Here is a 20,656-nt window from a genome sequence, read left to right on the forward strand (position 1 = left end):
GTGGTCCGTCCTGTCCGCGTTCTCGCAGTGCTGCTGGCCTGCGGGATGAGCATGTCGGTGCCCTCACCCGCCGGGGCGAGGACGCCCGAGCGGTTCCAGCGGGTCGACACCATGCCGGTGCACCGCAACAGCTCCGCCGACCAGCACACGGCGGCCGAGATCGCGGCGGCCACCGCCGACGGCGGGACCGTGGTCCACACCGACTCCCCGGCCCGGCGGATCGGCTTCACGAAGGTCCGGGACGGTCGGCTGACGCCCGACGGCGTGCTGCCCCTGCCCGGTGAGCCGACCTCGGTCGACGTCCTGGGCCGGCTGGCGCTGGTCGCGGTGAACACCTCCGGGTCGTCCACCGCGCCCTCGGGCGCGCTGCTGGTGGTCGACCTCGACTCGCGCGAGGTCCGCGCCCGGCACGAGCTGGGCGGGCAGCCCGACTCCGTCGACATCTCCCCCGACGGCCGCTACGCCGCCATCGCCGTGGAGAACGAGCGCGACGAGGACGTGGACGGCGGCCGGCTCCCGCAGGCCCCCGCCGGGTTCCTCGCCGTGGTCGACATCCAGGGCGCGCCGGCCGCCTGGGCGCTGCGCAGGGTCGAGCTGACCGGACTGGCCGAGGTCGCGCCGGAGGACCCCGAACCCGAGTACGTCAGCGTCAACGGCCGCAACCAGGTCGCGGTCACGTTGCAGGAGAACAACCACATCGCGGTCGTGGACCTGCCCTCGGGCGCGGTGGTCGGCCACTTCTCCGCCGGCTCCGCCACCGTCACCGGCGTGGACACCGAGGACGACGGCCGGATCGACCCGTCGGGGACGATCACCGCCCCCCGCGAGCCCGACGCCGTCGCGTGGCTGGACGACCGCACCCTGGCCACCGCCGACGAGGGCGACTACCGGGGCGGCTCCCGCACCTGGACGGTGTTCGACGCGGCGTCCGGCCGGGTCGTGCACTCCTCGGGCAACGAGCTGGAGCAGGTGGCGATCCGGCAGGGCCAGTACGCCGACGGCCGGTCGGACAACAAGGGCGTCGAGCCGGAGGGCCTGGCCGTGGCGACCTTCGGGCGGCACCGGTACGCGTTCGTCGGCCTGGAGCGGGCCAACCTGGTCGCCGTCTACGACGTGGACGACCCGCGCCGGCCGAGGTTCCTGCAGGCCCTGCCGACCGGGGTCGGGCCGGAGGGCCTGCTGCCGATCCCCGCGACCGGAACCCTGGTCGTGTCCGCCGAGGAGGACTCCGCCGAGGACGGCGTGCGCTCCTCGCTCAGCGCCTACCGCCTGACCCGCACGCCGCTGCCGGTGTCGTTGCAGCGCAACCAGGGCGCGCCGTCGATCGTGTCCGACGGCATCGGGTTCGGCGCGCTGTCGGGGCTGTCGGGCATCCCCGGCGACCACCGCTCCGTCGTCGCCGTCGCCGACTCCGCCTACCGGCCGACGCGCGTGCTCACCGTCGACACCCTGGCCGCGCCCGCCCGCGTCCGCGCGGAGCTGACCCTGACCAGGGGCGGCGCGCCGGTGGGCTACGACGCCGAGGGCATCGCGGCGCGGCGCGGCGGCGGCTACTGGGTGGCCGCCGAGGGCGACGGGAAGAAGACGCCGAACCTGCTGGTCGAGGTCGCCGCGTCGGGCGCGGTCGTGCGCGAGGTGCCGCTGCCCGACGGCGTCGCCGCCACCGCCACCGGCAACGGCTTCGAGGGCGTGGCCACCACCGGGCGCGGCGCGGGCGAGCAGGTGTGGGTCGCCGTGCAGCGCGAGTGGAAGGCCGACCGGCTCGGCCAGGCGACGCTGGCCCGCTTCACCCCCGCCACCGGCGAGTGGGCGTTCGCGGCGTACCCGCTGGACGCCGCGAGGACCGGCTGGGTCGGCCTGTCGGAGCTGACCGCGCTGGACGACCGCACGCTGCTGGTGCTGGAGCGGGACAACCAGCGCGGCGACACCGCGGCCACCAAGAAGGTCTACCGGGTCGACGTCTCCCGCCTGCGGCCGGTCGCGGCCGGCGAGCCGAAGCCCGTGGTGGCCAAGGCCCTCGCCCGCGACCTGCTGCCCGCGCTGCGGGCCGGTGGCGCGGCGGCCCACGACAAGGTGGAGGGACTGGCCGTCGTCGGCCACGGCCCGCTGCGCAGGCTGGTCGGCGCGGTGGACAACGACGGCGTGGACGACGCGCCGGGCGAGTCGGTGTTCCTGCGGCTGGGCCTGATCCGCTGATCGGCCGACTCCGGCCGCGCCGGGGCGCCCGCCCCGGCGTAGCCTGGAGCGGTGCGATCACCGATCCGATCGGCGGGGTAGGGCGTTGGGGCTGTTCACCCTGTCCGAGGCGCGGCACGAGCTGGCGCGGCTGCGCCCGGTGCTGGACGGGATCGTCGCGCTGCGGGCCGACGCCGCCGAGCTGTCCGCCGCCCTGGGCGGCGGCGCGCCGACCGCCCTGGGCGGCCTGGCCGAGTTCAAGGCGGCGCAGGCCCGGCTGGACGAGCTGATGACCACCGTGCAGGTCTCCGGCGCGGAGCTGAAGGGCTTCGCGCCGCTGCTGGTCGACTTCCCCGCCGACCTCGACGGCGAGCCGGTGCTGCTGTGCTGGCTGGAGGGCGACCCGGAGCTGGCCTGGTACCACCGCGCCGACCTGGGTTTCGCCGGGCGTCGCCGGCTGCCCTGACGGCGCCCGGCTGCCGGCGGCTACCAGGTGAAGACGAACTCGTACCAGGGGCCGTCGATGGGCGTGTAGGAGTAGCCCTCGGCGAGCCGGGTGCTCGTGGGCGCGCGTTCCGGGCAGTAGGCGAACCCGCTGCTGCCGAGCAGGACGTCGCCGTGCCGCAACGTGATCAGCGTGCACGGCCCGTTCGGGTCCGCGGTGGCCCGGCTGATCGAGTACAGCCCGACCTCCCGGCGGTCCACCCGCCGGTCCGGCCGGGCCTGCACGTCCGCCACGAGGCGTTCCAGCTCCGGCCGGTGGGCCTCGAAGACCACCCGCTCCACGACGCCGGAGCGCGCCGTCGCCCAGGTCGCCACCAGCAGGGCGGGCACGAGCGCGCACGGCCACAGCCGGCCCAGGCGCCGCGACCGGGGGCGCGGCAGGGCGGCGACGGCGAGCACGCCGACCGCCGCCCAGGCCGCGACGACCACGACCCAGCACGTCAGCGCCACCAGCAGCAGGCCGAAGTAGCCGCCCGGGACGGCGACCGACCACAGCGTGCAGACCACCGGGACCGACGCCGCCACGACCGGTGTCCAGGGCGAGCGCCACGGCGGCACGCGAGCAGTCATGTCAACGCCGACGCCGCCGGGGGCCGTCCGGTTCCCCCGGCGCGGCGGTCGGACCGGGCGGGGCCGGAGTCCACAAAGGATTGTCCGGTGACCGGACGCGGGGGGCGGATCGCTCCCCGTCGAGTGGCCCCACCGCCGGCGCGGCTCTAGATTCGGTGCACGAGCAGTGCCGATCGGATCGGGAGGGGCATCCGTGGCGACGGTTCCGGCGGCGGGGCGCGACGGCAGGCGGTGGTGGGTCCTGGCGGGGTTCGCGGCGGCGGTGGTCGTCGTCGCGCTGGTCGGCTCGCTGGGCGTCCAGGGTTCGCGGGAGGAGTACGCCGCGCTGGCCAAGCCCGCCTGGGCCCCGCCGGGGTGGCTGTTCGGGCCGGTGTGGTCGGTGCTCTACGCGATGATCGCGGTCGCCGGGTGGCTGGTCTGGCGGCGGGTCGGCTTCACCCGGCCGCTGTGGGTGTACGCGGCCCAGCTCGTGCTCAACGCGCTGTGGACGCCGCTGTTCTTCGGCGGCGGCGCCTACGGCCTGGCGCTGCTGGACATCTCCGCCCTGCTGGTGCTGGTGGCGGTGACCATCGGGGTCTTCCACCGGGTGTCCCGGAGCGCCGCGCTCCTGCTGGTGCCGTACTGGCTGTGGGTGGCCTACGCGACGGCGCTGAACTTCGCCCTGTGGCGGGCCAACTCCTGACGCGAGGCGGCCCGCGCCGAGGGGTCCGCCCCGGCGCCGGGGGCCGCGCCGCCCGGCGTGCGGCTCCACCGGCCGTCCGGGTCCCCGGCGGCGCGCAGCGGGCGCGCGGCGCGTCCCGACGGCGCCTTCCCGGCCGGTGCGGCGGAGTCGCGCGCGGCTGAATCCGGTGCTGTGTGCCTTCTCCCAGCGCGGTCCGGGCGCCCGGATCACGGTTACACTACAAACGTAGACGAACCGGCGCTTCCGAGGAGCACGATGCCCAAGGTGATCGACCACGACGAACGTCGCGAGCACATCGTCGACGTGACGTGGGGCCTCATCGTGCGCGGTGGCCTGGAGGCCGCCACCATGCGTGAGATCGCCACCGCCGCGGGCTTCGCCAACGGCGCCCTGAAGCGGTACTTCGCCAGCAAGGACGCGTTGGTGGAGGCCACCTTCGAGCGCGCGCTGTCCATGGTGCACAAGTACATCGCCGGCGCGGTCGCGGACCGCTCCGGGCTGGAGGCGTTGCGCGCCATGTGCTACGGCTCGATGCCGCTGGACGCCAAGCGCGTCACCGCGGCGCGGGTGCTGCTGGTGTTCTGGCAGATGTCGTTGTCCAACAAGCGGTTGCACGACCGGTACCGGGAGCACCTGAAGGGCTGGCGCGGCCTGCTGCACGAGCACATCCGGCGGGCCCGCGCGGACGGCGAGATCCGCACCCCGCTGTCGGACGAGCAGCTGGTCGACGAGATCGTGCTGATCAACGCCGGGGCCAACGTGATGAGCCTGGTCGGGCCGCGCTACTCCACGCGCAAGCTCCAGCGGCAGCACCTGGACTCGTTCTTCGAGCGCATCGCGCGCGACTGAGCCCGGACGGGGCTCCGCCCCCGCCGCGGGGTCGGCGGGGGCGGAGGCTGGTGGCCGGTCAGAGCGCGGAGACGAGGAAGTCGACCACGTCCGCGTGCGAGACCGGGGAGGCGGGCAGGTCCGTGTACAGGCCGTAGAAGCCGTGGACCTGGCCGTCGTACTGCTTGTGCGTCGTCGGCACGCCCGCCTTCGCCAGGCGGGCGGCGTACTGCTCCCCCTCCGACCGCAGCACGTCGTACTCCGCGGTCATCACCAGCGCCGGCGGCAGGCCGGTGAGGTCGGGCGCCCGCGAGGGCAGCAGGTAGGGGTCGTCCAGGTCGCGGGGCGAGGACGGGTACTGCTCGAAGAAGAACCGCATCGAGCCGGCGGACATGCCGAACCCCTCGGCGCAGTCCGCGTAGGACCGCAGGCCGGGGTCGTCCGGGTGCGCCGTCACCGGGCAGACCAGGACCTGGGCCGCGAGCCGCGGCCCGCCCCGGTCCCGGCACAGCAGGGCGAGCACGGTCGCCAGGTTGCCGCCCGCGCTCTCACCGCCCACCGCGACGCGGGAGGCGTCGACGCCGTGCTCGACGCCGTGGACCACCAGCCAGGACAGGGCCGCGTAGCAGTCGTCCGGCGCGGCCGGGTACGGGTGCTCCGGGGCCAACCGGTACTCCACCGAGGCCACCGCGACGCCCGCGTCCCGGCAGATCCGGCGGTTGACCAGCTCGTTCTCCTCGATGCCGCCGATGGTCCAGCCGCCGCCGTGCATCCAGAGCAGCAGCGGCGTCGGGCGGGCCGCCTCGGGCCGGTAGAGGCGGACCCGCAGGTCGCCGGCCGGGCCGGGCACCGCCAGGTCGGTGACCGAGCGGACCTCCGGCAGTTCGGCCGGCACGGTGACGCCGGCGGCGAACGCGGCCCGCAGCTCGGCGGCCGTCCGCGGCGCCGCGCCCGCGGGGGGTGGGGCGGTCGCCGAGAACATCTCGGCGACCGCGGGGTCGAGCGGCATGGGGAGGGGTCTCCTCGGGGGCGGGTTACCAGGAGCCGTCGGCGTTGACCGCGCGGTCGGTCCACAGCGGGTCCAGCGCGGCGCGCAGCTCCGCGCCGTGCTCCTCGGCCAGCCGCAGGGCGCCGAGGTTGTCCTCCAGCTGCGCCATCCTGCTCACGCCGAACAGCACGTTGGCGACGGCGGGGTTGGCCAGGCAGAAGGCGATGGCGACCTGCGCCGCGGTGGCGCCGTGCTCGGCGGCGACCTCGGCGACCTTGTCCGCGGCCTCGCGGATGGCGTCCCGGATCCCGCCCGGGTCGGCCCCGATCTTGCGCTCCGGGAACTTGCGGCCGGCCAGGATGCCGCCCTCGAAGACGTCCGAAGCCTGGAGCGCGAGCCGGCCGGAGGAGAAGTAGCCGCCGTAGAACTCGCCCTCGGCCATGGTGCGCCGCGCGATGCTGTACTTCAGCTGCGCGAACACCGGCGGCGTCATGCCCTCCCGCTCCGCGAACGCCAGCGCCTCGGCGAGGTCGGCGGCGACCCAGTTGTTCACGCCCCAGGCGTCGAAGCGCCCGGCGCGGATCTGCTCGGCCACGTCGGTGACGATCGAGGGGATGTCGGGCGGGGACATGTAGTCGCCGACCACCACGCTGTCGGCCTTGTCGACGCCGATGCGCTCCAGCGAGGTCGTCATCTGCTGCTCGAAGCTGGTCGTGGGGTACTCCCACAGCCACAGCTTCCCGCACAGGTGGTAGTCCTCGCGCGCGATGCCCGCCGCGCGCACGGCCTCGCCGAAGATGATGTCGGTGCGCGCCTGCTCGGCGTGGGGCCCCATGTTGTAGTGCGCGACGTCGAACAGGGTCGCCCCGACGTCCGCCGCGCGCCGCAGCAGCGCCACCGCGTCGTCGAACTCCATCCGGTCCCACGTGTTCCACGAGCCGAGCCCCAGCAGCGGCACCTGCGGGCCGCCGGGCCCCAGCTGCCGGACCGGGACGCGCGGTGCCTCGCCCATGAGCGCTCCTCACTAACCGCCGGAAGTTTGGATTAGTCTACATGTATAGACTAAAAATCGGGAGGTGCCCCTTCGGGGACTCCCAAGGGGACACCGCTTCCTCTACGGGCGTTGACGCCACCGCCCGACCGCGGGCTCCCGGCGGCGACCGCCCCGACCCGGGCGCCGACCGCGGGGCGGCCGGAGTACCTTCGGCCCCATGCGGCAGCTGTTCGCGCACACCGGCCGGAACACCGTGGCCTACCTGGACTTCGGCGGCCCCGGGACACCGGTCCTGGCGCTGCACGGCAGCTTCGGCCGCGGCGCGGTCTTCACCGGGCTGGCCGCGCGCCTCGCGGGCGTCGCGCGGGTCGTCGCCCCCGACCAGCGCGGCCACGGCCGCACCGGGCGCGCCGACTCCTACTCCCGGGACGACTTCGTGGCCGACGCCGCCCACCTGGTGCGGGCGCTGGGCCTGGCGCCCGTCGTCGTGCTCGGGCACTCCCTGGGCGGCATCACCGCCTACCAGCTCGCCGCGCGCCACCCGGACCTGGTCTCCGCGCTGGTGGTCGAGGACGTCGGCCCGGTCATGCGCCGCCCCGAGGTCGCGCACCCGGTGCTCGACGTGCGGGGGTGGCCCGCGACCGCGCCCACCCGGGAGGAGCTCGCCCGCGCGATCGCCGAGCACGTCCCGGACAGCGGCTACTTCATGCAGAGCGCGGTCCGCGAGGGCGGGCGCTGGCGCCTGCTGTTCGACTGGGACGACATGATGGCCGTCCAGCGGGGCGGTGTCGGGGACTGGTGGGCGGACTGGCTCGGGTCGACCTGCCCGGCCCTGGTGCTGCGCGGCGGGCGGAGCCCCCTGCTGCCCGCGGAGCTGGCCCGCCGGATGACCGCCCGCCGGCCGGGCGCCCGGCTCGTGGAGTTCCCGGACGCCGGCCACTGGGTCCACGACGACGAGCCCGCCGCGATGGCCCGGGCGATCGAAGCGTTCCTCCGCTCCCCCGGGCCGTCGACGCCCTGACCCCGGAGCCCGGCGGGCGCCGGGCTCCGGGGGGCGGCCTCAGAGACCGCGCTGCAGGTGCTCGGACAGGAGCCGGACGAACCGCGACGCGTCGGGCAGGTCGCCGCCCTCGGCGAGGAGGGCCATGCCGTGCAGCAGCTCGGCGGTCCCGGCCAGCGCCGTGCGGTCCCCGGCCCCGGAGAACGCCTCCCGCAGCCCCGAGACCAGCGGGTGCTCCGGGTTGAGCTCCAGGATCCGCTTGACCGGCGGCAGCTCCTGGCCCATCGCCCGGTACATCTTCTCCAGCGTGGGCGTCAGGTCGTGGGCGTCGCCGACCACGCAGGCGGGCGAGGTCGTCAGGCGCGTGGACAGGCGCACCTCCTTGACCTCGTCGGCCAGGGTCTCGGCCAGCCACGCCAGCAGGTCGGCGTAGTCCTTGCGCCGGTCCTCGGCCGCGGCCTTCTCCTCCTCGGTCTCCAGGTCGACCTGGCCCTTGGCGACGGACCGGAACTGCCTGCCCTCGAAGCCCGGCACCGCGTCGACCCACATCTCGTCGATCGGGTCGGTGAGGATCAGCACCTCGTAGCCCTTGGCGCGCAGCGCTTCCAGGTGCGGCGAGTGCTCCACCTTGGCCCGCGAGCCGCCGGTCATGTAGTAGATGTGCTGCTGGTCCTCCTTCATCCGCTCCGCGTACTGCGCGAGCGTCGTGGGCCGCTCGGCGTCGTGGGTGGAGTCGAACGAGGCGATGGCCAGGATGGCGTCGCGGTTCTCCGGGTCGCCGAGCAGGCCCTCCTTGACCGCCGCGCCGAACTCGCGCCAGAACGTCGCGTACTGCTCGGGCTTGTCGGCCTGCATGGCCTTGACCGTCGAGAGGACCTTCTTCACCAGGCGGCGGCGCATCAGCTGGATCTGGCGGTCCTGCTGGAGGATCTCGCGCGAGACGTTGAGCGAGAGGTCCTGGGCGTCCACCACGCCCTTGACGAACCGCAGGTACTCCGGCATCAGCTCTTCGCAGTCGTCCATGATGAAGACGCGCTTGACGTAGAGCTGCACGCCGCGCTTGCGCTCGCGCATGAACAGGTCCAGCGGGGCCTGCGACGGGATGAACAGCAGCGCCTGGTACTCGAACGTGCCCTCCGCCTGCATGCGGATGGTCTCCAGGGGCTTGTTCCAGTCGTGGCTGACGTGCCGGTAGAACTCCGCGTACTCGTCCTCGGTGACCTCGGCGGACGGGCGGGCCCACAGCGCCTTGCGGGAGTTGATCGTGGTCGGCTCCGCGCCGTCCTCGCCCGCGAGCCGGATCGGCCAGGTGATGAAGTCCGCGTAGCGCTTGACGATCTCGGTGATCTTGGCGGCGGAGGTGTAGTCGGCGAGGTGGTCCTCGTCGTCGGCCGGCTTGAGGTGCAGGGTGACGGAGGTCCCCTGCGGGGCGTCGGCGACGTCCTCGATCGTGTAAGTGCCCTCGCCGGCGGACTCCCAGCGCACGCCCTCGGCCGAGCGCGGGTGCCGGGTCACCAGCGTGACCTTGTCCGCGACCATGAACGTGGAGTAGAAGCCGATGCCGAACTGGCCGATCAGGTCCTGCGAGGCGGCGGCGTCCTTGTTCTCGGCCAGCTTGCGCAGGAACTCGGCCGTGCCCGACTTGGCGATCGTGCCGATCAGGGCGATCACCTCGTCGCGGGTCATGCCGATGCCGTTGTCGCGGACGGTCAGCGTGCGCGCCTCGCGGTCGGCCTCGATCGCGACGTGCAGGTCCGAGGTGTCCGCGGTCAGGTCCTTGTCGCGGAAGGTCTCCAGCCGCAGCTTGTCCAGCGCGTCGGAGGCGTTGGAGACCAGCTCGCGCAGGAACGTGTCCTTGTTCGAGTAGATCGAGTGGATCATCAGCTGGAGCAGCTGACGCGCCTCTGACTGGAACTCGAGCGTTTCCACGTTCGTCCTCTCTCAGTATCTCCGTCGACCGTCGTCGACCCGCGATCGTATCGACCCCGGCCCGCCCCGGGCGACGGACCACGCCGCCGGCGCGCCCCGTCGCCCTCAGAACTCGCCGCAGCACACGTGCGCCGACCACTCGGGCTCGTGCCACCAGTGCCCGTGGTCGCGCGCGGCCGAGGGCGCGGGCGGCAGCGGGGCCGCGGCGGCGGCGACCGGCTCGGCGCGGTAGGGGGCGAGCAGGTCCTCGACCCGGTGCGGCACGCCGCCCACCATCACCAGCCGCACCGCCGCCGCGGCCCGGACGTCGGCCAGCGGGTCGCCCGCCACCAGGGCCAGGTCGGCGTGCGCGCCGGGGCGCACCGCGCCCAGCCGGCCCGCCATCCCCAGCCACTCCGCCGCGTTGCGGGTCGCCGTGGTCAGCGCCTCCAGCGGGGTGAAGCCGAAGGCGACCATGGCCCGCAGGTTCTGGTGGGTCGAGGTCGCGACGTGGTCCAGCGGCGCGTCGGTGCCGCAGACGACCAGGCCGCCCGCGCGGTGCACGCGCAGCGCCATGTCCACCCAGCCCGCCAGGACCTCCCGCGACCACGGCGAGGCCGGGGTGCCCGCCGCGTCCGCCTCCTCGACGTAGCGCCGGTGCTCCCACGGCGGGAACAGCACCCGCGTGCGCTCGTCCTCCACCAGCGACCGGTCCTCGGCGTACAGCACGCGGGCGTGGAACAGCGTCGGTGTCACCGACATGCCGGACTTCGCGAACAGCTCGACGACGTCCTGGTACGCGCGGCCGGTGCGGCTGATGGTGTGCGAGTAGCCGAGGCGGTTGGTGGCCCCGACGTGCTCCATGCCGTCCATGCCGAGGTCCGCCGCCGGGTACAGGTAGTGCGACGTCAGGCGCAGACCGGCGCGGTGCGCGGCGGCGGCGGTGGCCCGCTGGAGCTCCACCGGCAGCCGCACGTAGGTCTTGACCAGGTCGTAGTCCAGTTCCAGCGCCCGCTGGACCTCCAGGTCCAACTGCTCGCGCGACAGGGTCGGCCGCATGAAGTCGTAGTAGACGCGGGAGCCGTCGATCGCCTCGCCGGTGGCGAGGTAGCGGGGCCCCACCAGGGTCCCGGCGGCCAGCGCCTCCCGGGTCTCGACCATCTGGTAGGCCGGATCGCCGGGTGAGCGCGTGGTCGTGACGCCGTAGGCCAGCCACGCCCGGCCCTGCCGCGCGCCCCACTGCCGGCCGCGCAGGTGCCAGTGGTTGTGCATGTCGATCAGGCCGGGGATGGCGACCAGGTCGCGCGCGTCGACCACCCGGTCGCCGGCCGACGCGCGGTGCCCGCGGACCTCCTGCACCTGCCCGTCCTCCACCACGACGTCCACGTCGTGCCGCAGCCGGTCGGACTCCCCGTCCCACACCGCGCCCGCGTGGACGATCGCGCGCCGCGGCGGCCGGGGCCTGCGCCAGGTGAAGTCGAGGCGGACGGTCCGCGCCGGGCCGCCGGCCAGCGGGACCCGGCGCAGCCGGCCGCTGCTGAGGTACACCAGGGAGTCCGGGCCGCACCAGGTCGGGGAGTCGGTCACCTCGTCGGTGACCCGGCGCGGGTCGCCGAGGAACCGGCCCGCCGCGTCGACGGCCACCACCCACGCGGTGCTCTCGACGACGAACACCAGGTGCCGCCCGTCCGGCGACCACACCGGGCCGTCGTCGCCGCGGGTCGCGATCGAGCGGAACGGCATCGGCTCGGTGTAGCGCAGCCCGCCGCCCGCCAGGTCCACGGTGAGGACCTGGCTGGTGCCCTCGCGGAAGCGCCGGGAGAACGGCTTGACCGCGGCCAGCGCCAGCACCGCGCCGTCCGCCGACCAGGTGGGCCTGCCCGGCGTGAACAGCGCGGGCGTGACCTGCCGCCGACCGCCCGTCGCCACCTCCAGGACCCACACCGCCCCGTCCTGGTCGACGTAGGCGACCCGCGCGCCGTCCGGGGAGAACCTGGGCCTGGTCTGCGCGCCGGGCGCCGGGGCCGGCGCGCGGTCCTCGCCGGTCACCAGGTCGCGCAGCCGCAGGGCGGGCACGCCGGTCCGGTCGCTGGAGTAGACGATCGACCGGCCGTCCGGCGAGAAGTCCGGGTCGGAGTCGAACCACCCGCCGTCGGTCAGCCTCCTGGGCCGCCCGCCGGCGACCGGCACGAGGTGGAGGTCGTTGAGCGCGCGGAACGCGATCCTGGACCCGTCGCGCGAGACCACCGGGCCGGCGATGCCGCGCACCGGGTTGTCCCCGGCGGCGGTCAGGTCGCGGCCCTCGCGGGGCGGCACCCGCCCGCCGACCGGGACCACGGCCTCGAACGGGACGTCCCGCGTCGCGCCGTCCGCCTCCCGCCGGCGGATCCGGCCGTCGGCCGTGTAGAGGACGGCCCCGCCGGTCCACGTGGCGGCGAAGCCGAAGACGTCCTCGCCCGAGGTCAGCGGCCGGTCGCCGAGCACCAGGTCGGCGCGGGCGCCCCGGACGAGCGTGTAGCCGGGCGTGCGGTCGTCCGGCCCGAACGCGGCGCCGTGGAGGCGGCTGCCGGCGGGCGCGGTCGCCACGCGGACCCGTTCACCGGTGGCGACGGTGACGACGTCGACCGCGGACTCGTCGACGGCGAACACGACCCGCCGCCCGTCGCGCGACCACCGCGGCGCGGCGGCCTCGCCCGGCCCGCCGGCCAGGGCGGTGACCGCGCCGGAGGCGACGTCCAGCAGCCACACGCCGTAGGAGCCGCCCCGGTCGCTGGTCAGCGCGAGGGTACGGCCGTCCGGCGAGAACGCGGGCTCGCGGTGGTCGAACGGCCCGGCGGTGAGCCGACGCGGCTCGCCGCCGCCCGCGTCGATCACGTAGAGGTGGAAGTTGCCGTCCCGGTAGGACTGGAACGCGATCGACCGGCCGTCGGGCGACCACGAGGGCAGCGTCGCGTCCTGCAGCTCACCGGTCAGCCGGCGGGCCGTGCCGCCCTGCGCGGGCAGCACCCAGATGGCGGCCACCAGGTCGGTGGCCAGCCACTTCCCGTCCGGCGACAGCGCGACCGAGATGTTGGTGCCCTCCCGCAACCGCGCCCGTCCGGTTGCCCCGGCCTCGGCTTCGGCCTCGGCTCGGGCGTGGGCGGCCCCGGCGAGGCCGGCGCCCGACGCGCCCGCGACGCCCAGCGCAGCCGCCACCCGGCCGGTGCGGGTCATCAGGTCACGACGCGACAAGTCCTGCGGTGCCATGCGACCTCCCCCTGGGATGCACTTCGGCGAACCTCAGAACCACTCACGATCCCACTTGCGGCATGTCGGGGACAGTGGGAACTCGACGGTGGACTGACCAAGCCGCAGCACCCACAATCCGACTTGCCCACAACTTTTGCTTGCAGGTCCGCGGCACGCCCCGTGCAGACCGGTGGCCTCGTGTTCTCCCCGTATGGCCTGCCCGGAGGGCTACCATGCTTTCTTGGGGGGTGCAAGCACGCTTTTCGCTTGCACCCCCCAAGAAAGCATGGTCGTCTTTGACAGGTCATGCGGGGGGAACACGACCGCTGTTTCTTTTCATTCTCCTTGGCGGCCTGCCTGTCCGGCGAGGACTCTTTCAAGCTTTTCAGCTTCGGGCGGCACGGCCCCAAATCTGACCTGGATCGGTGCGTAACCCAAGTATGAAGAGCGGCCGGGAGGCCCCCAAGGAGGAGGGAAGTGCGTCGTGTTCTCCCCGTACGGCCTGCCGGAGGCAATCATCTTTGTCGGGGGGTGTCAAGCGAAGGGCGTGCTTGACACCCCCCGACAAAGATGATTGGGCTGCGCCCAGGCCGTACGGGGAGAACACGAGGCACACGGCTGCGCTGAAGCGCCGCCGCGCGGAGCGCGGCTTGAGGCGAGAACTGAGCGCCGCGCGGGGCTTGCGGCGGAAGCTGAACAGCGCCGCCGCGCGGAGCGCGGCCTGAGGCGAGAGCTGAAGCGCCGCCGCGCGGAGCGCGGCCGGTGGGGGTCAGAGCGGGTTGAGCCGGGCCTTGAGGAGGCAGAACTCGTTGCCCTCGGGGTCGGCCAGGACGTGCCACGGCTCCTCGCCCGTCTGGCCGACGTCGGCCGGTCGCGCGCCGAGCGCCAGGAGGCGTTCGAGTTCGGCCTCCTGGTCGCGGTCGGTGGCGTTGACGTCGATGTGCAGCCGGGACTTGCCCTTCTCCGGCTCGTCCAGGCGGCTGAGGATGATCGTCGGCTGCGGACCGCCGAACCCCTCGCGCGGTCCGATCTCCACCATGTCGTCGCCCTCCCGGTCGAGCACGACGAAGTCCAGGACCTCGCACCAGAACCGCGCCAGCGCCTCGGGGTCGCGGCAACCGAGCACCAGCTCGCTGATACGGCACGCCATCGGCGGAACCTGCTTTCAACCGGGGGGCCGCCGGGTGGCCACAAGCGCACTCCGTGGCCCTCCAGCAGCGGAAACAACCCCGCGACCGTACCAGGCGATCTTGCCCGGCACCCCGAACGAAGCGGTCAGCAGCCCTGGAAGCGGTCGTCCGCGGCCCATCCCGCGTCGACCCACGCGTCCGGGTCGACGCGGCCCACGCCGGAGAACCGCTGGGCCAGCTCGTCCATCAGCCACGCGGTGAAGCGGGCGGCGCCGTGGGGGCAGGTGTGGATGCCGTCGGTGCTGCGGTCGGCCTTGCCGTCCCGCTCGCGCCGGTAGTCGGAACCCCACACGGCGGCGCTGTCCAGCAGCACGGCGTGCCCGCCCGAGCCGTCGGCGACCTCCTTCGCCGAGGTGGAGGTGCGCCGCAACTCCTCGACGTGCGGCGCGTAGAAGTCGTCCGGCTCGATCGGCGGCGCGGTGACGAGTACGAGCCGGGCGCCGGCGTCGGTCGCCGCGCGGGTCAGGCGCTGGTAGCCGGCGCGCTGTTCCTGCCCGGTCCCCCAGTCGTAGGTGGTGACCTGGTAGACGATCACGTCCGGGCGGAACGAGGCGATCTCCCCCGGCAGGGTCTCCCAGGTGCTCTCGGCCAGCGGCCCCACCACTCCCCCGCCGCCGTCCGCCGCGATCGACTTGAACGCGACGCCGGCGGCCTTCATCGCGGCCTCGACCGGCAGGGCCTCGCCGACGGCGATCGAGTCGCCCATGAACAGCACCCGCGACATCCGCGGACCACTGGTCGACACCGTGCCGCCGGCGCGCAGGCCGGCGCCGTCGACGACGTCGCCCGCCGGTCGGGGCACCACCGCCCAGAACACCGCCAGCGCCACCATCACCGCGCCGAACGCGACCAACCCGGTGCGCCCGCGCGCCCACGCCGCCCGGAAGCGGATCGGGTCCTCCACGAAGTGCCGCGTCAGCGCGGCCAGGCCGACCGACACGGCGCACACCACCACCGCCCACGGCCACCCGCTCAGCCCCGTCCGGTCCGGCGACAGCAGCAGGAACACCGGCCAGTGCCACAGGTACAGGCTGTAGGAGACCAACCCCAGCCACCGCAGGGGCCGTCCGGCCAGCACCCGCGCCACGGCCGTGCCCGGTTCCCCGGCGCACAGCGCGACCAGCAGCGCGGCGGCGAGCGAGTGGGCGAACAGCCCGCCGTGGAACAGCGCCCGCGACCCCTCCCCGTCGACCAGCGCCCAGGACGCCAGGAGCCCGGCGGCGAGCAGCGCCGCCACGGCGGCCCCGGCCCGGCCGGCGAGCCGGCCCAGCGCCTGCCGCACGGGCGCGGTGGCGGCCAGCGCGCCGAGCATCAGCGAGAACGCCCGCGTGTCGGTGCCGGTATAGACGCGCGTGGTGTCCGGGCCGACGAGCGCGACCATCAGGGCCAGTGAAGCCAGCGACACGATGACGGCGGCCACCGCCACCCTCCGGTCGGCCCGCCCCGCGCCCCGCACGAGCAGCAGCACCACGACCGGCCACACGAGGTAGAACTGCTCCTCCACCGCGATGCTCCACAGGTGGCCGAACAGCCTGCCGCCGCCGAACCGCTCCCAGTACCCCGCGGATTCCGCCAGCAGGTGCCAGTTGACCAGGTTGAGCTGCACCCACGGCCCGTCCGACAGCGCGGAAGCCCACAGGTCCCCGCTCCCCCACGCCCACGCCGCCAGGGTCGCGCCCACCAGCACCGCGGTCAGGGCCGGCAGCAGCCGCCGGATCCGCCGCTGCCAGAACGCGAGCAGCGACACCGCGCCGGTCGCGGCGGCCTCGCGCAGCAGCAGGTCGGTGATCAGGTAGCCGGACAGGGCGAAGAACAGGTCGACGCCGAGGAACCCGCCGCTCAGGCCGCCCGCGTGGAACAGCAGCACGCCCGCGACGGCGACACCGCGCAGCCCGTCCAGGGCGGGCACGTGCACCCGCCGTCCACTTCGGACCGATCTGTCGGGGTGCGTCACTGGCAACTGGGTCATGCCCACGACTGTGGTCGCGCGACGTCCCCGGCCGGCCTCCGCCGTGTCGCGGAACGGTCGCAGAGGCCCGGCGCGGTCAGCCCGGGACCGGGCAGCCGCGCGGTCCGGTGGTGCTGCCGTCGGTGAAGGACACGACCACCTCCATCGCGCCCGGCCCGCCCGCCTGGCGGTTGACCCCGAGCGCGGTGCACACCACCTGGTCGACGCCGCGCGCCCCGACCTCGTCGCGGGACAGGGGCAGCGCCACCGTCGTGACGGCGCCGGCCACGGTCACGGCCGGGCCCAGCGACCGGACCGCGGGCAGGTCCGAGCGCCACCCCGCGCCCGGCGGGGGGTCGATGCGCAGCAGCATCTCCAACGCGCCCGCGACACCGCCCAGCCGTCCGGACCGGACGAACTGCGGCGTCAGTCCGCCGTCGCCGTCCACGAAGTAGAGCGTCACCCCGGGCGCGACACCGGTCGGCGCGCGACCGCCGTCGAGCACCCCGGACGACCCGACACCGCAACCGACCACTGTGGACAGCACCGCGGCCGACAACACCGCCACCGCACCGGTTCGCCGCGTCACGGCTCCTCCTCCCGCGCGGGCAGCCGGACGACGAACCGCGCGCCCCCGCCCGGCGCGTTGCCCGCCTCGACGTCCCCGCCGTGCAGGCGCGCGTTCTGCAGGGCGATCGCGAGGCCGAGCCCGCTGCCCTCCGACCGGGCGCGCGCCGCGTCGGCCTTGTAGAAGCGCCCGAACACCCGTGACGGCTCGTCGGCGGGCAGGCCCGGCCCGTGGTCGACCACCTCGATCCGCACGCCCCGCGGCTCGCCCAGCACCGACACCCGCACCGGTGGCGCGCCGTGCCGCAGCGCGTTGCCGACGAGGTTGGCCACGACCACGTCCAGCCGCCGCCGGTCGAGCAGCGCGCTGCCCTCGCCGGAGACCTCGACCTCCACCCGGTCCCGCCAGCCCCGCGAGCCCAGGCACGCGTCGACCGCGCGGGCGAGGTCGACCCGTTCCAGCCGCAGCGCCGCCTGGCCGGAGTCGAACCGCGACACCTCGACCAGGTCCTCCACCAGGCGGGCCAGCCGGCGCGTCTCCTCCACCGCCAGCAGCGTGGAGGCGCGCGCGTCGGGCTCCATCCGCCCGGCGTCGGCCTCCAGCACCTCGGTGACGGCGGTCAGGGTGGTCAGCGGCGTGCGCAGCTCGTGCGAGACGTCCGCGACGAACCGGCGCGCGTCGGCCTCCATCCGCCGCAGCTCCGACACCGTGCCCTGGAGCCTGGCCGCCATGGCGTTGAACGTCTCGGCCAGCTCGGCCAGCTCGTCCGAGCCCCGCACCCGCAACCGCGCCGACAGGTCGCCCTCGGCGAGCCTGCGGGCGGTGCCGCGCAGCTCGCGCACCGGCCGCAGCACGCCGCCGGCGGCCAGCAGGGCGACCAGCGCGGCCGGCGGCAGGGCCAGCGCGCTGGTCAGCAGCGCGGCCCGCGCCGACGCCCCGACCTGCCGCTCGGTGGCGGTGAGGTCGCGCACGACGAACAGCTCGACGCCGGAGGGCCGCCGCGTGCCGTCCAGCAGGGTCTCCAGGACCGGTGTGCCGATCACCAGCCGCGGCCCGCCCGGGGTGGTCACCCGCTCCAGCACCACGGCGCCGCGCTCGCCGACGGCCGCGCGCAGGTCGGGCGTCACCGCGCCCAGGTCCGGCCCGGCCGCCGAGGTCAGGCCACGGTAGGTCACCTGCGCGGAGGGACCCAGGGCGGCCCGCAGCCGGTCCAGCGCCGCCTGGTCGGGCGGGTGGGCGAGGTCGGTGGCCACCTCGCCCACCCGGCGCTGGAGTTCGGCGACGGCCCGCTGCTGGACCTCGTCGAGCAGCGCGGCGCGCGCCGACGCGTGGCCCGCGCCGGCCGCGGCGGCCGCGGCGGCGACGGTGGTCAGCGCGAACGCCAGCACCAGCCGGGGGCGCAGCCCGGTCGGCCGCCACCGCCGGGTCGGCCGCCACCGGGTGACGGCGCGCGCGCTCACGTCGGGCCGAACCGGTAGCCGAACCCGCGGACGGTCTGCACGAACACCGGGGCGGCCGAGTCGTCCTCGATCTTGGCCCGCAGCCGCTGCACGCAGTTGTCCACCAGCCGGGAGTCGCCCAGGTAGTCGTGCTCCCACACCGCCTCCAGCAGCTGCAGGCGGCTGTGCACGCGGCCCGGCGCGGCCGACAGCACCAGCAGCAGGCGCAGCTCGGTGGGGGTCAGCGACACCGGCCGGCCGTCCTTGGCCACGGTCATCGCCGCCCGGTCGACCACCAGCGGGCCGTGGGTCTCGACACCTCGGGCCCCGGCGCCGCGCGGCGCGTCGCCGCCCCGGCGGAGCACCGCCCTGATCCGCGCGTCGAGCACCCTGGGCCGGACCGGCTTGACCACGTAGTCGTCCGCGCCCGCCTCCAAGCCGCCGACGACGTCGAAGTCGTCGCCGCGGGCGGTGAGCATGATGATCGCCACGTCCCCGTCCGCGCGCAGCCGCCGGCACACCTCGAAGCCGTCCATGCCCGGCAGCATCAGGTCCAGCACCACCACGTCGGGCCGGTCCGCCCGCCACCGCCGCAGCCCGTCCTCCCCGGTGTTCGCCACGTGCACCCGGTGGCCGTGCCGGCCCAGCGCCAGCTCCAGCCCACGGCAGATGGACACGTCGTCTTCCACCAGCAGGACCCGGGCCACGCCCCCGATTATCACCGGGCCCGACCACCGCGACCGCCCGCGGCCGGCACTCGCGACACAACCGGGACGGAACCGGCGCCGGCGGCGTCCCGGGCGACCGCCCCGGCAAGCGCCACGCGCCGCGCCGGACCGGCGCGGGTCAGGGGATGAGCACCGGGCAGGCCGAGTGGTACAGCGCGGTGCGGGCCATCCGGCCGAGCCCGCCCGCCGGGCCGCGCCCGACCACCACCAGGTCGCTGACCGGCGCGCCGAACACGTCGTGCGGCTGGCGGCCGTCCAGCACCACCGCGGGCGTCAGGTCGGCGGCCACCACCTCCAGGAACGCCAGCGCCCGGCGCAGCGGGGCGTCGTCCGGCTCGGCCGCCTCGGCGACCCCGCCGAAGTTGTGGTGGACGTGCAGCACGCGCAGGCGCGCGCCGAAGGCCCGGCAGAACGCCGCCGCCGCCGACAGGACGCCGGTGTCGGACGCGCCGCCGACCGCGGCGGTCACCGCGCCGGTGCCCGGGTCGGGCAGGCCGCGCACCACCACCAGGGCCCGGTCCGGGTTCTCCGCCGCCGCGGCGAACCCGCGCGGCCGGAACGGCTCGCCGTGCGGCCCGACCACCAGCGTCGCGCAGTCCGCGGTGCGCAGCGCGTCCGGCGGCGCGGTCACCAGCTCCGCGCCCGTCGCCGCCGCGTACCGCGTCGCCCAGGCCACCGCGCGCCGCGACGCCGCCGAGCCGTCTTCCCCGACCGCGACCGACCGGGTGACCCGCCGAGCCGTCCTCTGGCGCGGTAGCCACCCGATCGGCGCAGCTGTGATCACTCTGGTCATCATCGCCTCGCCCGAATACCTCCGACTGGACTACCCACACTGTGGGCCTTCCGGCCGCTCGACGCCAGTCCTCCGGCCCTGGTGGAACCCGTTCGTGCGGACTGCGCCGTGACCGACCACGCTGCGTGAACGCCCGTGGTGGCCGGTCGGCGGCACCGGCCACCGTGGACGCCGCGAGGTGCGGTCCACGGTGGACCGCGCCGTTTGGCGGTGGCGGTTCGGGGAATCTTCGATTCATGTGGCTGTGGAGACCACCTGGGGTGTACCGCCCGCAGGAAGACACTTGGCTGGTGGCCGAGGCACTGGCGGTCGCGGGGGTCACCCCCGGCGCGAGGGTGCTCGACGCGTGTGCCGGCACCGGGGCGCTCGGCGTCGCGGCCGGGTTGGCCGGCGCCGGCCGGGTGACCGCCGTCGACCGCAGCAGGAGGGCGGTCTGCACGGCTTGGCTCAACGCGCGGGTGCGCGGGTTGCCCGTGCAGGCCCGGCGCGGGGACTTCGGCGACCTGGTGGGCCGCGGCAGGTTCGACGTCGTGCTCGCCAACCCCCCGTACGTGCCCGCCGCGGGGACGTCGCCGAAGGGGCGCGCCAGGGCGTGGGACGCGGGACCGCGGGGTCGGATGGTGCTCGACCGGCTGTGCGCGGTGCTGCCGCTGCTGCTGGCCGACAAGGGCATGGCGCTGGTGGTGCACTCCACCATGTGCGACGAGGACGTGACGCTGCACCAGCTGCGGGGAGCCGGGTTGAAGGCTTCCGTGGTCGCCCGCCGGACCGTTCCGTTCGGACCCGTGCTGCGGTCGCGGGTGGACTGGCTGGTGGCCAACGGGTTCATCGAGGAAGGCCAGGACAGCGAGGAACTGGTGGTGGTCCGTGCCGACGCCGCGTGACGACCGCCGCCGCATCACCCCGGTGCCCGGCGGTCCCCTGCTGGTGGAGGGGCCGGTCGAGGTCGTCGCGGAGGACGGGACGACCGTGACGTCCGACCGGTTCGTGGTGGCGGTGTGCGCGTGCCGCCGCAGCAAGAGGTACCCGTGGTGCGACACCAGCCACCGCAAGCGCAGCCGCTGACCGCTGTGCCCCGGGGGGGCGCCGTGAGGACGCCGGATCCCGTCCGGC

18 protein-coding genes are annotated in these 20,656 nt (G+C 75.1%); 7 read left to right on the forward strand and 11 right to left on the reverse strand.

What is annotated here, in order from left to right; all coding sequences use genetic code 11:
* Positions 1-2,196, forward strand: coding sequence for an esterase-like activity of phytase family protein (locus JOE68_RS00385; RefSeq protein ID WP_204840345.1), 2,196 nt, complete (start codon positions 1-3; stop codon positions 2,194-2,196).
* An 85-nt stretch (positions 2,197-2,281) separates the two neighbouring features.
* A complete protein-coding gene (locus JOE68_RS00390) occupies positions 2,282-2,641 on the forward strand; it encodes a DUF2203 domain-containing protein (RefSeq protein ID WP_204840346.1) in 360 nt (119 codons plus the stop codon).
* Between the two features lie 20 nt (positions 2,642-2,661).
* Here the strand turns inward: JOE68_RS00390 and JOE68_RS00395 are convergent, their stop codons facing one another.
* The gene (locus tag JOE68_RS00395; RefSeq protein ID WP_204840347.1) at positions 2,662-3,249 is read right to left on the reverse strand and encodes a hypothetical protein; all 588 of its coding nucleotides are present in this window, start codon (positions 3,247-3,249) and stop codon (positions 2,662-2,664) included.
* 193 nt (positions 3,250-3,442) lie between these two features.
* Between JOE68_RS00395 and JOE68_RS00400 the strand changes: the two genes are divergently transcribed.
* A complete protein-coding gene (locus tag JOE68_RS00400; protein WP_204840348.1) occupies positions 3,443-3,931 on the forward strand; it encodes a TspO/MBR family protein in 489 nt (162 codons plus the stop codon).
* Between the two features lie 255 nt (positions 3,932-4,186).
* The gene (locus tag JOE68_RS00405; RefSeq protein WP_204840349.1) at positions 4,187-4,780 is read left to right on the forward strand and encodes a TetR/AcrR family transcriptional regulator; all 594 of its coding nucleotides are present in this window, start codon (positions 4,187-4,189) and stop codon (positions 4,778-4,780) included.
* 58 nt (positions 4,781-4,838) lie between these two features.
* Here the strand turns inward: JOE68_RS00405 and JOE68_RS00410 are convergent, their stop codons facing one another.
* Positions 4,839-5,768: an alpha/beta hydrolase gene (locus tag JOE68_RS00410; RefSeq protein WP_204840350.1), complete on the reverse strand. Its 930-nt coding sequence runs from the start codon at positions 5,766-5,768 to the stop codon at positions 4,839-4,841.
* Between the two features lie 25 nt (positions 5,769-5,793).
* On the reverse strand, positions 5,794-6,759 hold the full coding sequence (locus tag JOE68_RS00415; RefSeq protein WP_204840351.1) for an aldo/keto reductase: 966 nt from the start codon (positions 6,757-6,759) through the stop codon (positions 5,794-5,796).
* A gap of 199 nt (positions 6,760-6,958) precedes the next feature.
* Between JOE68_RS00415 and JOE68_RS00420 the strand changes: the two genes are divergently transcribed.
* Complete coding sequence (locus JOE68_RS00420; protein ID WP_204840352.1) at positions 6,959-7,762, forward strand: alpha/beta fold hydrolase; 804 nt, start codon at positions 6,959-6,961, stop codon at positions 7,760-7,762.
* A 39-nt stretch (positions 7,763-7,801) separates the two neighbouring features.
* Here JOE68_RS00420 and htpG read toward each other — a convergent pair whose 3' ends face one another.
* The 8 genes from htpG to JOE68_RS00460 form a co-directional block, all read right to left on the reverse strand.
* Positions 7,802-9,670, reverse strand: coding sequence for a molecular chaperone HtpG (htpG, locus tag JOE68_RS00425; protein WP_204840353.1), 1,869 nt, complete (start codon positions 9,668-9,670; stop codon positions 7,802-7,804).
* Positions 9,671-9,775: 105 nt separating this feature from the next.
* On the reverse strand, positions 9,776-12,895 hold the full coding sequence (locus tag JOE68_RS00430; RefSeq protein ID WP_204840354.1) for an amidohydrolase family protein: 3,120 nt from the start codon (positions 12,893-12,895) through the stop codon (positions 9,776-9,778).
* Positions 12,896-13,646: 751 nt separating this feature from the next.
* Positions 13,647-14,027, reverse strand: a complete 381-nt coding sequence (locus tag JOE68_RS00435) for a VOC family protein (protein ID WP_204840355.1) — start codon at positions 14,025-14,027, stop codon at positions 13,647-13,649.
* 125 nt (positions 14,028-14,152) lie between these two features.
* On the reverse strand, positions 14,153-16,036 hold the full coding sequence (locus tag JOE68_RS30690; RefSeq protein WP_239562073.1) for an SGNH/GDSL hydrolase family protein: 1,884 nt from the start codon (positions 16,034-16,036) through the stop codon (positions 14,153-14,155).
* Between the two features lie 76 nt (positions 16,037-16,112).
* Positions 16,113-16,604, reverse strand: coding sequence for a hypothetical protein (locus JOE68_RS00445; RefSeq protein WP_204840356.1), 492 nt, complete (start codon positions 16,602-16,604; stop codon positions 16,113-16,115).
* Positions 16,601-18,043 (reverse strand): ATP-binding protein, encoded by a 1,443-nt coding sequence (locus tag JOE68_RS00450; protein WP_204840357.1) that lies wholly within the window; start codon positions 18,041-18,043, stop codon positions 16,601-16,603. The genes JOE68_RS00445 and JOE68_RS00450 overlap by 4 nt, the downstream gene beginning before the upstream one ends.
* The gene (locus JOE68_RS00455) at positions 18,040-18,729 is read right to left on the reverse strand and encodes a response regulator (protein ID WP_204840358.1); all 690 of its coding nucleotides are present in this window, start codon (positions 18,727-18,729) and stop codon (positions 18,040-18,042) included. The genes JOE68_RS00450 and JOE68_RS00455 overlap by 4 nt, the downstream gene beginning before the upstream one ends.
* 139 nt (positions 18,730-18,868) lie before the next feature.
* A complete protein-coding gene (locus JOE68_RS00460; RefSeq protein ID WP_204840359.1) occupies positions 18,869-19,534 on the reverse strand; it encodes a putative universal stress family protein in 666 nt (221 codons plus the stop codon).
* Between the two features lie 245 nt (positions 19,535-19,779).
* Between JOE68_RS00460 and JOE68_RS00465 the strand changes: the two genes are divergently transcribed.
* Together JOE68_RS00465 and JOE68_RS00470 are read left to right on the forward strand one after the other, a co-directional pair.
* On the forward strand, positions 19,780-20,427 hold the full coding sequence (locus tag JOE68_RS00465) for a HemK2/MTQ2 family protein methyltransferase (RefSeq protein WP_204840360.1): 648 nt from the start codon (positions 19,780-19,782) through the stop codon (positions 20,425-20,427).
* Positions 20,411-20,608, forward strand: coding sequence for a CDGSH iron-sulfur domain-containing protein (locus tag JOE68_RS00470; RefSeq protein ID WP_204840361.1), 198 nt, complete (start codon positions 20,411-20,413; stop codon positions 20,606-20,608). The genes JOE68_RS00465 and JOE68_RS00470 overlap by 17 nt, the downstream gene beginning before the upstream one ends.
* Positions 20,609-20,656: the final 48 nt, after the last annotated feature.

Source organism: Saccharothrix algeriensis (genome assembly GCF_016907655.1).
GTDB lineage: Bacteria > Actinomycetota > Actinomycetes > Mycobacteriales > Pseudonocardiaceae > Actinosynnema > Actinosynnema algeriense.

Bases quoted from the DNA above. Each gene is read 5' to 3' on its own strand.
- JOE68_RS00395 (WP_204840347.1), bottom strand. From the start codon at position 3,249: ATGACTGCTCGCGTGCCGCCGTGGCGCTCGCCCTGGACACCGGTCGTG.
- JOE68_RS00405 (WP_204840349.1), top strand. From the start codon at position 4,187: ATGCCCAAGGTGATCGACCACGACGAACGTCGCGAGCACATCGTCGAC.
- JOE68_RS00410 (WP_204840350.1), bottom strand. From the start codon at position 5,768: ATGCCGCTCGACCCCGCGGTCGCCGAGATGTTCTCGGCGACCGCCCCA.
- JOE68_RS00415 (WP_204840351.1), bottom strand. From the start codon at position 6,759: ATGGGCGAGGCACCGCGCGTCCCGGTCCGGCAGCTGGGGCCCGGCGGC.
- JOE68_RS00420 (WP_204840352.1), top strand. From the start codon at position 6,959: ATGCGGCAGCTGTTCGCGCACACCGGCCGGAACACCGTGGCCTACCTG.
- JOE68_RS00430 (WP_204840354.1), bottom strand. From the start codon at position 12,895: ATGGCACCGCAGGACTTGTCGCGTCGTGACCTGATGACCCGCACCGGC.
- JOE68_RS00435 (WP_204840355.1), bottom strand. From the start codon at position 14,027: ATGGCGTGCCGTATCAGCGAGCTGGTGCTCGGTTGCCGCGACCCCGAG.
- JOE68_RS30690 (WP_239562073.1), bottom strand. From the start codon at position 16,036: ATGACCCAGTTGCCAGTGACGCACCCCGACAGATCGGTCCGAAGTGGA.
- JOE68_RS00465 (WP_204840360.1), top strand. From the start codon at position 19,780: ATGTGGCTGTGGAGACCACCTGGGGTGTACCGCCCGCAGGAAGACACT.